General features: G+C 39.9%; 13 protein-coding genes. 5 read left to right on the forward strand and 8 right to left on the reverse strand.

The window, feature by feature from the left end:
• Positions 1–35: 35 nt before the first annotated feature.
• The 4 genes from ABTV71_RS12945 to ABTV71_RS12960 all read right to left on the reverse strand — a co-directional run bounded on the left by ABTV71_RS12945 (position 36) and on the right by ABTV71_RS12960 (position 2,841).
• Positions 36–1,259, reverse strand: coding sequence for an MFS transporter (locus ABTV71_RS12945; RefSeq protein ID WP_121124710.1), 1,224 nt, complete (start codon positions 1,257–1,259; stop codon positions 36–38).
• Positions 1,260–1,348: 89 nt separating this feature from the next.
• Positions 1,349–2,008, reverse strand: a complete 660-nt coding sequence (locus ABTV71_RS12950; protein WP_433903434.1) for a FadR/GntR family transcriptional regulator — start codon at positions 2,006–2,008, stop codon at positions 1,349–1,351.
• Positions 2,009–2,080: 72 nt separating this feature from the next.
• Positions 2,081–2,626: a hypothetical protein gene (locus ABTV71_RS12955; RefSeq protein WP_433903435.1), complete on the reverse strand. Its 546-nt coding sequence runs from the start codon at positions 2,624–2,626 to the stop codon at positions 2,081–2,083.
• Positions 2,627–2,628: 2 nt separating this feature from the next.
• Positions 2,629–2,841 carry a hypothetical protein gene (locus tag ABTV71_RS12960; RefSeq protein ID WP_121124713.1) on the reverse strand — a complete coding sequence of 71 codons (213 nt, stop codon included), beginning with the start codon at positions 2,839–2,841 and terminating at the stop codon, positions 2,629–2,631.
• 351 nt (positions 2,842–3,192) lie between these two features.
• Here ABTV71_RS12960 and ABTV71_RS12965 point away from each other — a divergent pair, with 351 nt between their 5' ends.
• The 4 genes from ABTV71_RS12965 to ABTV71_RS12980 all read left to right on the forward strand — a co-directional run bounded on the left by ABTV71_RS12965 (position 3,193) and on the right by ABTV71_RS12980 (position 8,654).
• Positions 3,193–4,557 (forward strand): Gfo/Idh/MocA family protein, encoded by a 1,365-nt coding sequence (locus ABTV71_RS12965; protein WP_433903436.1) that lies wholly within the window; start codon positions 3,193–3,195, stop codon positions 4,555–4,557.
• A gap of 28 nt (positions 4,558–4,585) precedes the next feature.
• Entirely contained in the window at positions 4,586–5,641 is a 1,056-nt protein-coding gene (locus ABTV71_RS12970) for a PmoA family protein (protein ID WP_433903437.1), read from the forward strand.
• A 165-nt stretch (positions 5,642–5,806) separates the two neighbouring features.
• Positions 5,807–6,751 (forward strand): pentapeptide repeat-containing protein, encoded by a 945-nt coding sequence (locus ABTV71_RS12975; protein WP_433903438.1) that lies wholly within the window; start codon positions 5,807–5,809, stop codon positions 6,749–6,751.
• 184 nt (positions 6,752–6,935) lie between these two features.
• Positions 6,936–8,654, forward strand: a complete 1,719-nt coding sequence (locus ABTV71_RS12980) for a M14 family zinc carboxypeptidase (RefSeq protein WP_433903439.1) — start codon at positions 6,936–6,938, stop codon at positions 8,652–8,654.
• A gap of 303 nt (positions 8,655–8,957) precedes the next feature.
• On the opposite strand, the gene ABTV71_RS12985 is transcribed toward ABTV71_RS12980, so the two are convergent.
• A complete protein-coding gene (locus ABTV71_RS12985; protein WP_433903440.1) occupies positions 8,958–10,145 on the reverse strand; it encodes an MFS transporter in 1,188 nt (395 codons plus the stop codon).
• 88 nt (positions 10,146–10,233) lie between these two features.
• Between ABTV71_RS12985 and ABTV71_RS12990 the strand changes: the two genes are divergently transcribed.
• Positions 10,234–11,082, forward strand: coding sequence for an AraC family transcriptional regulator (locus tag ABTV71_RS12990; protein WP_433903441.1), 849 nt, complete (start codon positions 10,234–10,236; stop codon positions 11,080–11,082).
• 128 nt (positions 11,083–11,210) lie between these two features.
• Here the strand turns inward: ABTV71_RS12990 and ABTV71_RS12995 are convergent, their stop codons facing one another.
• From ABTV71_RS12995 to ABTV71_RS13005, 3 genes are all read right to left on the reverse strand, one after another.
• Positions 11,211–11,801: an NAD(P)H-dependent oxidoreductase gene (locus ABTV71_RS12995; protein ID WP_433903442.1), complete on the reverse strand. Its 591-nt coding sequence runs from the start codon at positions 11,799–11,801 to the stop codon at positions 11,211–11,213.
• Positions 11,802–11,879: 78 nt separating this feature from the next.
• On the reverse strand, positions 11,880–12,704 hold the full coding sequence (locus ABTV71_RS13000; RefSeq protein WP_433903443.1) for an AraC family transcriptional regulator: 825 nt from the start codon (positions 12,702–12,704) through the stop codon (positions 11,880–11,882).
• Positions 12,705–12,899: 195 nt separating this feature from the next.
• Positions 12,900–13,091, reverse strand: coding sequence for a cold-shock protein (locus ABTV71_RS13005; protein ID WP_104381945.1), 192 nt, complete (start codon positions 13,089–13,091; stop codon positions 12,900–12,902).
• Positions 13,092–13,485 lie beyond the last annotated feature (394 nt).

Below are 13,485 nucleotides of genomic sequence, written 5' to 3' on the forward strand. Positions count from 1 at the left end.
AGTAGCTCTCCAAAAGTCCCGGAGAGCTGCTTTTTTTATTGCGCCTTTTTCTGACGTTCAATGTTGGGTAATAACCCTGTTGCAACACCGATTAAGGGAAGGTAAGCACAGATATTGAACACATGTTCAATGGAGGTCTTATCGGCCAGCCATCCCAGAAGGGCGGAGCCTATTCCACCCATTCCAAAGGCAAGTCCAAAGAAGAGCCCTGCGATCATACCTACTTTGCCGGGGATCAATTCCGTTGCGTATACCAGGATAGCGGAAAAAGCAGAAGATATAATCAGTCCGATCATAACAGACAGTAGCAAGGTCAAGGTCAGCCCTACATGTGGTAAAAGCAACGTAAAAGGTGCGGCACCAAGTATTGAAATCCAAATAATCAGTTTGCGCCCATAACGATCGCCCAGGGGGCCGCCGAGTATTGTTCCGACCGCAACCGATGCCAGAAAAACAAAAAGATAAATTTGAGATTCTTGTACACTAATACCAAACTTATCGATCAGATAAAATGTAAAGTAGCTGGTCATGGAGGCCATGTAGAAATACTTTGAAAATATGAGAATCAGCAAGATAATCAGCGCAAAGATAATTTTGGATTTGGAAAAGTTCGACTTTATCTGTGCATTGCCATGTGTCGCCACAGTAGATTTCGGTCTAAGGTGCAATTGATACCAATTTCCCACATAGGTAAGGATTAAGATAGCTAAAACTGCCAATACACCAAAAACACCGATATATTGTTGACCAAAGGGGATAACAATCAGGGCGGCAAGAAGCGGCCCGATCGCACCACCGGCATTGCCGCCCACCTGGAAGATTGACTGCGCCAATCCCTTTTTGCCGCCGGAAGCCAAATGGGCAACACGGGAGGCCTCGGGATGAAAAATTGAGGAGCCCATCCCGATCAGGCTCACTGAAAGCAGGATATAAATAAAACTGGAGGCGAAGGCAATACAAAGTAAACCGGCCAGGGAAAACAACATTCCAATAGCTAGTGATCTTGGCGTGGGGTTTTTGTCGGTATAAAGTCCGACAAAAGGCTGCAGAATGGAAGCTGTAAGCTGAAACACTAAGGTAATAATACCAATTTGGGTAAAACTAAGCGCATAATTAGACTTTAGTAAGGGATAAACAGCCGGAATAACCGATTGAATAAGATCATTCAACAAATGGGAAATGCTAATTGCAAACAAGATAGGGTAGACTGTCTGGGAACTATTCCAAGAACCATCCGCTTTTAAAGATTCTGTTTTCATAAATTAATACATCAGGTCATCTGATGTTTTCTTTCGTGATTTATTGTTATTTGATTGTCGGGATCATAAAGGATAAAAGGTTAATAAAATTATTTATGTTGGATAATTTGATTCGCTACTACAACAGCCTGCTGGATATTTTTATCTTTAATTGCTTGCATTAAATCCTCATGCTGCTTTTGTGAGGCGAGAAATGGTGTGGTATCCTTATAAATTTCCATGAAAAATTTATTAACGTGAACCGATAAGGTATTATATAAGGCTGTCAGAATATTATTGCCGCAAGATTCAGCAACAGCGCTATGAAAAGCGATATCTGCTTCCACACAAGCAATAAGATTTCCTTCTGTAGCATATTTTGTTCTGTTTTTAAGTGCGAGCCCCATATCTTTCAGTCCGTTTTCTGTTCGATTTACTGCTGCTTTTTCAATAATTTTCAATTCCAGGACATGTCTTACCTCAAAAATATCGTTAAAATTACCCTTTTCAATTTTTGCGTCAAGTGCGTGATGTCCAGTCACACTCTTGATAAAAGTTCCTAGCCCCTGTTGTACATGCAGATAACCGGATTGACTTAAATATTTAACGGCCTCGCGAATTGTTGATCTTCCTACCGCAAACTGTTTCATTAATTCGGGCTCAGTGGGGAGTTTCGAATCAATCGGGAAATTGCCCAGTTTAATTTTTTCTTCAATCGCAGCAGCAACTTCCTCAGCCAAAGATCTTCTTACAATGTGTTCAGTTTTCATATAGTCATATCATCTGATGATTGCAAAGATAGAATAATATTCAGTTGCTGTACAAATATTTTTTTAATTTTATTAACCTGCCCATCGCGGTCGCTCTTTAGAGACCTCGATAGTGGCTGAGGACTGTTGATAATGAAAAATGATTTCAGGCTCTATGGAGTTTTCTCTTACGTCCACACCCTTTAGCGTATCAAAAATATCCAGATTTCGTTTGAGCAATGGCAGGGCCCGAACGTATAAATCTTCAATAGTTTCCATACTACGATGGGTTTGGTGATCTTTTCGACCCTGTGCCCGGGCCAGACAAATATCGATATGATCCGTGTAGAAGAATAATATTTCTATTCTATTATCGGAATGAAAAGCTTTGACCATTCTCAACATGTCGAAATGTTTTCTCAATCCTAAATTGACTTCTATCGCAAAGTCCCGGTTGGCGGAAAGTTCATGCTGTAACATTTTTTCAAATCGTTTGTACCCACTCCTGATGCCGAGCTCGCGATAACGCTGCACGATAAGATCGGGATCAAGTATTTTTATACCCTCAGGAACAAAGTCTGGTCCGAAAGTACTTTTACCGATGTTAGGTGGGCCGGCTATGATATATATTGTTGCCATATTTAGATGCTTTGAATTGTTCCATCTTGATATTCAGCGACCATCTGTCCATTTTTCCGGTAAATCAAAGGTTGCTGTCGGGCAAAGACGTAACTACGGATTTTCTGTTTTAGCTCTTTTTTCCAAGCTGTTTTTTCTTCCATGGCCATAATAAAAGGATCTTTTTGCATCCTTCCAACCGTGATTAGTTCCTCTTCTTGAATTATTTTTTTCATTTGGCATTTAATTAATTGCTGTCGCGATTGCAAGTTAAATATAAACAGATATTGTTAAATACTAAAATTATATTAACATAAAATAATCGGTTTGCGGAATATATTTTTGCGTAAAATATCCCTGGTTAGAAAGCAGAAATAAAAAAAATGCACATGTCGTAGTCATCGGGAAGTTGTTAACTTGCTTTGTAGGCAAATATTTCCCAGAAGTGAGGAGGCAATATTAATGAAGATCTTTAGCCGCAAAAAATGCTTTTTGTTCACTGCCGAACCGATAATAAGTAGTCAAAAGAAAACAAAATATCAAAAATATTCTTTTACTAAGTAACTAAACTTAGATAAACTTAAAATATGATTAATTCACGTAGAGATTTTATAAAGAAAGCTGGGCTGTTGACTGCAGGTGTGTATACAGGAACACATGCAGTCAGTACTTCAAGTTATCGACGGATTATTGGCGCAAATGACCGCATCAATATTGGGGTGGTTGGATTTTCAGATCGACATAAAGGAGCACACGCTCCCTCATTTCTTGCAGCCTATAAAGAGCTGAATTTTGATATTATTGCTGTAAGCGATATCTGGAAGCTGCGTCGGGAGGAAGGCGTGGATTTCTGGAAACAAAAGCTGGGGCATGCCATTAAACCTTGCCTGAATAATGAGGCCTTGTACGACATTAAGGATGTCGACGCGGTATTTATTTCGACCTCTGATTTTCAGCATGCGCTACATGCGATAGAAGCGGTACACGCCGGTAAAGATGCTTATGTCGAAAAACCACTGGCCGAAACAATGGAAGATGCCCGTGCGGTATTAAAGGCGGTGAAAGATAGTAAACAGATTGTGCAAATCGGTTCACAACGTCGGAGCGGTTTGAATTACTTTGCGGCAAATGATTTTATTAAAAGCGGAAAATTTGGAGATATCGTCATGGTAGAACTCACCTGGAACGTCAATCAGCCGGGACGATGGCGTAGACCTGATCTAGTGGGCAAACTAAGAGAAGAAGATACCGACTGGAAGCGATTTTTGCTTAATCGCCCGAAAGAACCTTTCAATGCCAGACATTATCTGGAATATCGATTATTCTGGCCCTATTCATCTGGCATTCCCGGACAATGGCTATGCCATCAGATTGATACAGTGCATTGGTTTACAGGTCTTCTGCACCCTCGTAGCGTAGCGGTAAATGGAGGAAATTACCTTTGGAAAGATGGTAGGGAAAATGCGGATACCTTTACTGCTGTATTTGATTACGGTCCATTAAACGATCTGACTAAAGGGTTTCAGGTATTGTTTAAATCCAGGCAGACAAATTCAGGCGTCCTGAACGGAGAGGAGGTGAAGGAAATTTATTACAGCAACGGTGGGACGCTCAATTTGGATACCAATAAAATATCGGCTACCGGCGGTCTAACTGAAGCCTACGCTAGTGCAATGGGAATGAAGGCAAATTTGTTGCCGGATATCGCCTTGAATAATATCCGTGTCGGTACGGCGGCGAATACCGGCGGGGATGTTGTCACAATGGCACATATACGCAATTGGATGGAATGTGTCCGTAACCGTCAAGAACCCAATGCGCCAATTGAAGCGGGGTATAACCATTCAATTGCGGTTATTATGGCAAATGCAGCGTACAGGACAGGAGAAAAAATTATTTTCGATGACAAGCAACAAGAAGTGATTGCAGGGGGGAAAGCATTCAAATATTAACGAGGTTTAATTCAGATCAATCCGACAAATGAAAAAACTACTCTTACTTACTCTATCGCTAGCGGTCATTATACCCCTGGTGTCCGCCCAAAAAAAACAATTTATAACTGTTCGGCAAGACAGCGCGCGTAAGGAAATTATTGTTACGGCAAATGATAGCCCTTTTACCGCATTTATCTATCCGGATAATTTGGAAAAACCGATATTGTATCCGATTTTTGCCGCCAATGGCGAAGTTATTACCCGAGGGTTTCCACTGGCTCCACGTGCGGGGGACCCCACAGATCACCCACACCATATCGGCTTGTGGATGAACTATGAAAGTGTCAATGGCCTTGATTTTTGGAATAACTCATCTGCCATACCGGAGGTTAAGAAAAACAAATATGGCTGGATCAAAACAACGGCTATCTCCGAAACTAAAAGTGGTAGAGCCGGTGTCATAAAATACACGGCAGACTGGTGCGACATCAAAAAACATGTGCTGTTGAAAGAACATACCGCGTTCACTTTTACGGCAACAACGAATATTAGAATCATCGACCGGACAACAACATTTACTGCTATGGAGGCGGTTTCTTTTGCCGATGTCAAGGATGGGCTATTAGGTCTGCGTGTCGCACACGAACTGGAACTGCCGTCCAAAGAAGAACGGCAGTTTACAGATATCCACGGTTCCGCAACAACAGTTAAGCGCAATTCTGAGCATAATGTTACAGGCCAATACCTGACCAGTGAGAATAAGACAGGGGACGATGCTTGGGGCACCCAGGGGAAATGGTGTATGCTTTATGGACAAAAGGGAAAAGATACCATTGGTATAGTGATTATGGACCATCCGGATAATGTCGGCTATCCAACTTATTGGCACGCACGGGGCTACGGCTTATTTGCTGCCAACCCACTTGGACAAAAAGTTTTTAGTAATGGGAATGAAGTCTTGAATTTTAGACTGGAAAAGGGCAATTCAGTTACATTTCGGTATCGTATTCTCATTTCATCAAACAAAAAAAGGTTGCCAACAACAGCAATCAACAAGTTGTGGGAAGAATTTGCGCTTGTCGATGAGAAAGTCAACAAGTAGCAACGATTTGTCTTTGACCGATGAAATATATGCTGCTTTGCAACTATAGGATGATAATTGCAACTATAAGTAGTGCAATAACAACTAGAAGTAGTCGTTATTTTATTCTATTCGACCATGGCTCCGTGTATCTTTGCAGAGTCAAACATAAACGGAATTACAATTATGGACGTAAAGATATTAGGCAATAGAATTGCCAATGCGCGAAAATCACAAAATATGTCTCAGGCTCAACTCGCAGGGCTTTTGTTTATTAGTCCACAGGCCGTCGGAAAATGGGAGCGTGGAGAATCCATCCCTGATTTTATGACAATCCATCAACTGGCCGATATTTTTGCCGTGGGATTGGACTATTTTTCTGACAGCACTCTGGTGGAACGGGGCAGGGAGCTTCCTAAACTTACGGATTACAATGCTGATGGTATATTAGCCGGAAAGAGCCGCGACGTGGATCCTAGCACGGAGCCGGAACGAACACTACTGACTGATTTCAGCGGCAGTGCTTTAGCAGGAACTGATTTTGTGGGTGTCTATGCCCCCAAACGCAAATTTCTGGGAAGTGATCTGCGGAATGCTGATTTTTCGAACGCTGATCTCAACGGTAGCTCGTTTAAAGGAAGTGATCTATCCGGAGCCAATTTCAAGGAAACCGATTTGAGAGGCTGCAAATTTTCTGTAAACAATCTCACTGGCACCAGCTTTAACAAGACTATCCTTACGGACACGGAGTTCTATGCCTCCGAGCTTAACAAAGCAAATTTTACGGAGTCTTCCTTGATCAATGTTAAGATCACATCTACTGATCTCAGAAAAACAGTATTTGAAAACTGTTCGTTTAAAGGTGCGACATTTAAATCCTGTGACATGAGTGGCATCAACCTCGATGGACAGATCTTTATTGATGTTATGTTTGATCGTGTCGCGCTGACAGGTGCATCTTTTCAGGGAGCGACATTTAGAAATGTCTCATTTCGGTCCACTTCTACCTTGACGAACAGGTATTACAAAACACTCCAAACAATTCGCTTCGACGGGGCAATGATGGACAAGCTCACATTTGCTTCGCTCAAGGGGCTAGGTGTAGATCTTTCTCTTGTTAAAACCTTATAAGCGAACAGTTCTTGGCAAATGAGCCCTGTTTCATCTACCCTTGAAAGTTCCAATAAAATTCTCGAGGGTAGAAATGTGGATATCCCCATTGGGAAGTGCATCATATAGAGTTTTGGTACAGGTATTGATCAAAAGAAACCGACTTTAATAAGTTTTTTTTAAATTAGGACATTAAATTGATCTTATGAAAAGACTTCCAGTTCTATTCTTTTTATTGATTTCAAATGTGGGCTATTCTCAAAATCTCTCACCTTACGAGAAAGGTAATGGTAATCAGTCGACGACTTTTGAGGAAATGCGCAAATTTTATCAGGGATTGGCGAATCAGTTTCCCGCAATCAGTTATGAAACAAAGGGAGAAGATGACAGCGGGGCCCCGATCGATGTTGTCATCTTCAATCCATCACAACAAAGCCGGGAGGAGGCAAGAGAAAATAAATCGGTACTGTTTATTAATAATGGCATTCACCCCGGAGAGCCCGATGGAATTGATGCAACCATGATGCTTATGAGAGATCTGGCAACGGGCAGGATAAAAACACCTAAGCATGTTATTATAGCTGCGATAGCGAGCTATAACGTCAGCGGAATGTTAAATCGTAACGGGTTTTCCAGAGCGAATCAAAATGGACCCGAAGAATATGGCTTTCGTGGAAACGCAAGGAATTATGATCTCAATAGGGATTTTATCAAAACAGATACAAAAAATTCGCGGAGTTTTCAGCAGATTTTTCAATGGATAAAACCAGATGTTTTTATTGACAACCATGTCAGCAATGGCGCAGATTATCAATATACGTTTACTTATATCTCGACCAATAAGGAACGTTTGGGGAAAATTTTGGGAAACTATTCTAATAACGAAATGCAAAAAGTACTGTTGACGGATCTTGAAAAAAATGGATTTATTTCAGTCCCCTATGTCAATATTCACAATGATGTTCCAGATCTTGGTTTTCCTGTTTTCATGGATTCACCAAGATATGCAACAGGTTATACGAGTCTTTTCAATGTCATTGGAACAGTGGTCGAAACACATATGTTGAAGCCCTATAAAGATCGTGTAAAGGCAACGTATCATTATATGCTAAATACGCTTGATTTTATGGAGCGAAATCATAAGATTATTCAACAGAAAAGAGCCGACAATTTAAAACAGTATCGTATTGGAAGTAAATATTCCATTGCGTGGAAACTTGATACAACGAAATATGAAAATATAGACTTTAAAGGATTTGAGGCAAAATATAAGCCAAGTGATGTTTCCTCCGAAAAAAGATTGTGGTATGACCGAAATTCCAAATTCTCAAAACGGGTTAAGCTGTACAATACTTACAGTCCAACCAAGGAAGTCACTATTCCGAAGTATTATGTAATCCCACAATCCGAATGGAAAGTGATTGACTTGTTAAAGCTCAATCACATCAGAATGAATCCAATTCAACAAGATTCGACCATAATTGTGGAACAATACCGGATCAACGATTTCAAGACAACTTCTGCTCCTTATGAGGGACATTATCTTCATTATGATACCGATGTGCTCAGGGAAATGAAGGAAGTGAGGTTCAGGGCCGGAGACTTTTTGGTTCCGCTGGATCAGGATGGCGTAAAGTATCTTATGGAGACGCTGGAACCCGAAGCGATAGATTCCTATTTCAACTGGAATTTCTTTGATGCGATTCTTGGGCAGAAAGAATATTATTCTGCCTATGTTTTTGAAGATACGGCAGCCAAACTTTTAAAAGAAAATAAGGGTTTAAAATCTGCCTTTGATAATGAAAAAGCAGGTAATCCAAAATTTTCGGCTGACGGAAAATCCCAATTGGATTGGATATATAAGCATTCGAATTATTATGAAAAATCACATTTACTGTATCCGATTTTTAGAATTGTGCCTTAGCAAGGTATATCTTTTTCTATAAGTCCGTACTGCGGCTGTTTTTCTGAGCAACTTTGGTTGCTATGCTTTTTGCTGTCGTTTTAGCAGCAGGTGCCACTGTTTTCTTTGGCATTGCCTTAGGCTGCGGCTTAGCTGGCGTGCTGGTATTTTTGACTGCTACCGGAGCCGCTTAAAATTACCTTTTGCCGGTTGCACAGAATAACTTTAAAGTGATAAATCAAGAAGCTAGTGGTACTTAAATAAAAATACCCCTTCCCAACAAAAGGGATACTTTTATTTAAGCTTATTATGCGAGCTGATTTCCTAAGCCTGTTTACATACCGATGGAGCAAGCTTTGTCGCTATACTTGCCTCATCCTGCGTTTGCATTTTTGGGAAAGTGACAAAACTCATCGCAAATGTAATCGCTAATAGCAAGATACTTACCCATAAAACATAATGTACACCATAGTAGACGCTTATTATCCCTCCAAGAAAAGCACCTAGGGAAATTCCGATATTGAAGGATGAAGTAAGTAAGCTATTCACAAATTCAAGGGCGTGATGGGGAATCGACTGAGTTGTCCGAATATTTGAAACCAGAAATCCACCCGTATGAATCATTCCCCAGATGGAGACTATAATGACCATTGGTGCAAATATTCCGCCTAAGTAGTAAGCGAGCACCTGTACTGCGATTAAAGAAGCCAAAAAGAATCTTGCTGTTAATAGCACGTTTCTGTTCAACGCCAGGCCCATCAGCCAATTTCCTAGCGTTCCCATGCCACCAAAGAGCAGTAACATAACACTGATCTGTGCGCCATCCATCTTAGTAATTTCTTCCAGATAGGCGGTAAGATAGGTGTAACTGGAAAACATCGCCGCTAGTGTACAAATGGTTGAAATCAGGTTGAGCCACAGAAGAGGACTTTTCAGTACCGCGATCTGATTTTGTGTGGATTTTGTATTGTCCGCAGGAATAGAAGGTATAAATACCAACAGACCTATACAAGCAATTAGACTGATCGCGCTACTAAGGAAAAATGAAGCCTGCCAATTATTAAATAGATCTACCGCGTAGGTAGTTAATGGGATTCCAAGTACAGTGGCTAAGCTGAGACCCAACATGACCGTAGAAACACCCTTTGCCCCACTATTTTTAAAGGCAATAGCGATAGAGATATTCCAAAATAGCGGATGTAATATTGCTGGCAGGATGCGAGCCACCATCAACATAGTGAAATTTGAAGAAAATGCAGAGATTAAGTTTGAGAGGACAAATATGCTCATAACCAGACATAGGAGAAGTTTCCGATTTATTTTGGTCGTGAAGGAAGTGATAAAAGGTGACGAAACTGCCACCGTTATCGCAAAAGCACTGAGTAACCATCCGGCAGTATCTAATGATATGCCGAATTCGCGGCTAATTGTCGGAAGGATTCCAACTATTCCAAATTCAGTTGTAATTATGCCAAATGCACCAAGTGCCAGGACGTAGATTGATTTTTTCATTGCTATCTAAAGTTTTGATGTAGCAAATTTGAACAGAAATATTTTGAAAAATCAGTATTTATTAATGATAAATAGGTATTTTTGCGTTATGAGGAGAGAGAATATCGATCAATTGGTCAAAGTGGAATACCATCAGGTGGTAAACTGTCCTTTAAAAGATAACCAGTTTTCCTTTTTTCAAATCATATATGTCATTTGTGGAGGAGGATTTCTTAAAATTAACAATAATACCGCTTCATATAGCAAGGGCAGTCTCATACTCCTTACACCAAATGATCAGCATAATTTGGAAGTAATCGAACATACAGAATTTTTGCTCGTTAAGTTCAGCGAACGGTATGTAAAAGACTACAAGTGGAATAGCATAAATTCGATGGAATGTCTATTATATGGGGCTTCCTATTTGTCCGGGTGCATTTTACAGAATAAACCTGATGTTATTCTGGTTGATTCGATTGTTTCCTCGCTTCTCCATGGCATCAATCATCCGGACCTCTTTCAGGAGGAGCTGACCTTACATTATGTGAATGCATTGATTGTTATTGCGGCAAGGAATATTTCAAAGATGAGAGTAGCACATGTGGCATCCAATACAGATAAACGGGTGTTAGACATTATTAATTATATCCAGGGAAATATCCATGATCCGTCATTGTTAAAAGTATCTTCAATCGCTCATAAATTCGGCTTCTCTGAAAGTTATCTTGGCAGCTACTTTAAAAAGCAATGTGGTGAAACTATCCAGCATTATATATTAAATTATAAAATGCGATTGATCGAGCATAGGCTTCTTTTTAGTGATATGCGGATCAATGAAATTGTGTCCGAATTTGGTTTTTCAGATGAGAGCCATCTGAATAAATTTTTTAAAAAGACACACATAGTGAGCCTGACGGAATTCAGAAAATCGAAAGGACGTATAGCAATGCAAGTTTAAAGATTGGGAAAATTAGCTTCTTTTCCTAAAGGCTCTGCTTAAATCGAAACCATTGACCGGAAAATCCGGGAAACGAAACTGTTTCCCGGATTTTTTGTCCATTGCTAGGCAGCACAGTAGTTTTTTATTTAAACAGCTAGTTTATTTTCTAAATAGACCTGTCTGAGCTGTGATCCCCATGCTTCGACAGTATGATCTTCTGCGCGGTCAGCCCGATCAAAGAAAAAGTGTTGCTTGATTTCAAGACCACAATAACTATATATACCTTTATCAGAGGTCAATTTTAGGGCTTTGTCCATTCCGGTTTCTTGGTATTCCATCATTGATTTACCCTGAGAATTGATGATGTATGCCGATTTTCCGGTTAGTAGGCCTTTTTGAATACCGGCATCATATCTGTAGGCAAATCCATAACTGAATACACGGTCTATATATCCTTTCATAATGGCAGGCATACCCGTCCACCAGATGGGGTATATAAAAGTAATGGAATCGGCCCATATAATATAGTCCTGCTCTCTTTTTACGTCCTGATCCACAATTCCCCGGCGTTGGCCGTTGATATCATCAAGGGACAATACCGGATTAAAATTTAATTGATAGAGATCTCTTACGATGACTTCCTGTCCATTTTGTAGCAAGGTGTCTTTAACAATTTGCTTAAAGTGATTATTTAAACTGCTGTCAATTGGGTGCGCATAGATGATGAGATGTTTCATTGTTTTTATTTTTAATTGTTTGAATGGAACAAATTTATCAGGAATGCAATCGGGAAAATTGTAAGAAAACGAAAAGGCCTATCCATCAGATGCCCTGCAGACATCACGCTGAAATTTTAAAAATTTTTTGGGTGAAGTATTGATAAAATGTTGGAAGTCATGAATCAATTGGCTTTGGTCATAATAGCCACATTCCTCGATTATTTTAAACCAGTTTACCTTTCCTGTTGAAGAGGCTAGCTGTTGGATGAATCCAATCGCTTTGATAAAACGCTCATATCGACTCAATTCCTTGGCGCTGAATCCAAAATGTTTTTTATGGATGAGCTGAATATTTCTTTCACTGTGTCCGGTTTGCCCGGCAACAGATTTAACAGGATTCAGTGGCCCGGATTGAAAATGGAAAAGTAGAGCAGAAATATCATCCTGCGACCTCAAATAAGGCTTACAAAAATTTAAGATACACTTTACTTTCTCTGCCACATCGTCGATTTCATTTAGCTGCTGCCATAAATAGTGAAAGCAATTGTCCAACAAGAGCTCGTCAGGATCCATGGTCTGATCCCTGGAAGGGTATGGTCTACAAAAAAAACGAAAAAAAGCATCAGCTTTGAAATTGGCGATCAATAGCTGTGTCCCCGGGAGTAAAGTGTAAGAAAAGGCTTGTTTAACTGGGCCGAGTACAATGCAGTTACCAATGCTAATTTTTGCCTTTTCTTTGGAGATCAGTAAGGCCGGTGTCCCGAAATTAAACACCATCATTGTCTGAAATGATGGTAGCAGTGTTTTTGTAATATTGTTTTCTGATGTATTCGCTGCAAAGTAAAAATGAGAAAACACTGTTTCAAATTCCTCCGGAACGGGAATCCTGTAGCTTTGATATGTTTCTTGGTCCGTGCTCATCAGTTTCTAAGGCCAATTTAATAAAAAATATACGCTAAAATTAGAAATCCGATAGTCATTTAGATAAATCGCCTGAACCTAAAGCACCTGGCGTAGATGGGAGGCAATCGATGGACAAAAAAACGTGTAGCAGAAATCTGCTACACGTCGTTAGAAGATGCGCCATGCAACTCCCAGATTGACTATTCTACTTAATTAAGCGATACGTACATTTGTGGCGTTAATGCCTTTTTTTCCATTTTCCAAATCAAATGTTACGCTATCATTTTCGCGTACTTCATTGATCAGACCGGTAACATGTACGAAAATGTCTTCACCACCATCAGCTGGTGTAATAAAACCGAAACCTTTTGTCTGGTTAAAGAATTTTACTGTTCCTTCTTGCATTGTATTATATATTAGTATTAAATTATTCTGTTTACACACGTTGTATAAAGGATTCTGTCCCAACAACGAGAAATAATCCATTTGTTTGCAAGAAATGATGTTTTGTATTTAATGGGCTTGGTCTTATGCAAGTTCAAAAAGGTACTTCACTATTATTTTGAAAACAAAATTAGCTTCTGGAAATGCAAAAACTGAGCGGAAAGGGATACTCGACGATTCAGAAAAGCAAGGGCGGAACCTGATTATGATACAAGTATAGGTATAAAATATTGGTATATAGTATATTTTGTGTTTTATTTTCAGAATAAATTCATTTACTGCCTTAATATCGCATTAAAGCTCCTTCTTCCAATAGAAATCACGAATGAAGAAGGAGTTTTTAATTTTACTTTGC

Origin of the sequence: Sphingobacterium puteale (genome assembly GCF_050986225.1) — a bacterium.
In the GTDB taxonomy this organism is placed as follows: Bacteria; Bacteroidota; Bacteroidia; order Sphingobacteriales; family Sphingobacteriaceae; genus Sphingobacterium; species Sphingobacterium puteale.

Excerpts from the sequence above, each read along its gene's own strand:
- ABTV71_RS12945 (WP_121124710.1), bottom strand. The coding sequence starts at position 1,259 with ATGAAAACAGAATCTTTAAAAGCGGATGGTTCTTGGAATAGTTCCCAG.
- ABTV71_RS12950 (WP_433903434.1), bottom strand. The coding sequence starts at position 2,008 with ATGAAAACTGAACACATTGTAAGAAGATCTTTGGCTGAGGAAGTTGCT.
- ABTV71_RS12955 (WP_433903435.1), bottom strand. The coding sequence starts at position 2,626 with ATGGCAACAATATATATCATAGCCGGCCCACCTAACATCGGTAAAAGT.
- ABTV71_RS12960 (WP_121124713.1), bottom strand. The coding sequence starts at position 2,841 with ATGAAAAAAATAATTCAAGAAGAGGAACTAATCACGGTTGGAAGGATG.
- ABTV71_RS12965 (WP_433903436.1), top strand. The coding sequence starts at position 3,193 with ATGATTAATTCACGTAGAGATTTTATAAAGAAAGCTGGGCTGTTGACT.
- ABTV71_RS12970 (WP_433903437.1), top strand. The coding sequence starts at position 4,586 with ATGAAAAAACTACTCTTACTTACTCTATCGCTAGCGGTCATTATACCC.
- ABTV71_RS12975 (WP_433903438.1), top strand. The coding sequence starts at position 5,807 with ATGGACGTAAAGATATTAGGCAATAGAATTGCCAATGCGCGAAAATCA.
- ABTV71_RS12980 (WP_433903439.1), top strand. The coding sequence starts at position 6,936 with ATGAAAAGACTTCCAGTTCTATTCTTTTTATTGATTTCAAATGTGGGC.
- ABTV71_RS12985 (WP_433903440.1), bottom strand. The coding sequence starts at position 10,145 with ATGAAAAAATCAATCTACGTCCTGGCACTTGGTGCATTTGGCATAATT.
- ABTV71_RS12990 (WP_433903441.1), top strand. The coding sequence starts at position 10,234 with ATGAGGAGAGAGAATATCGATCAATTGGTCAAAGTGGAATACCATCAG.
- ABTV71_RS12995 (WP_433903442.1), bottom strand. The coding sequence starts at position 11,801 with ATGAAACATCTCATCATCTATGCGCACCCAATTGACAGCAGTTTAAAT.
- ABTV71_RS13000 (WP_433903443.1), bottom strand. The coding sequence starts at position 12,704 with ATGAGCACGGACCAAGAAACATATCAAAGCTACAGGATTCCCGTTCCG.
- ABTV71_RS13005 (WP_104381945.1), bottom strand. The coding sequence starts at position 13,091 with ATGCAAGAAGGAACAGTAAAATTCTTTAACCAGACAAAAGGTTTCGGT.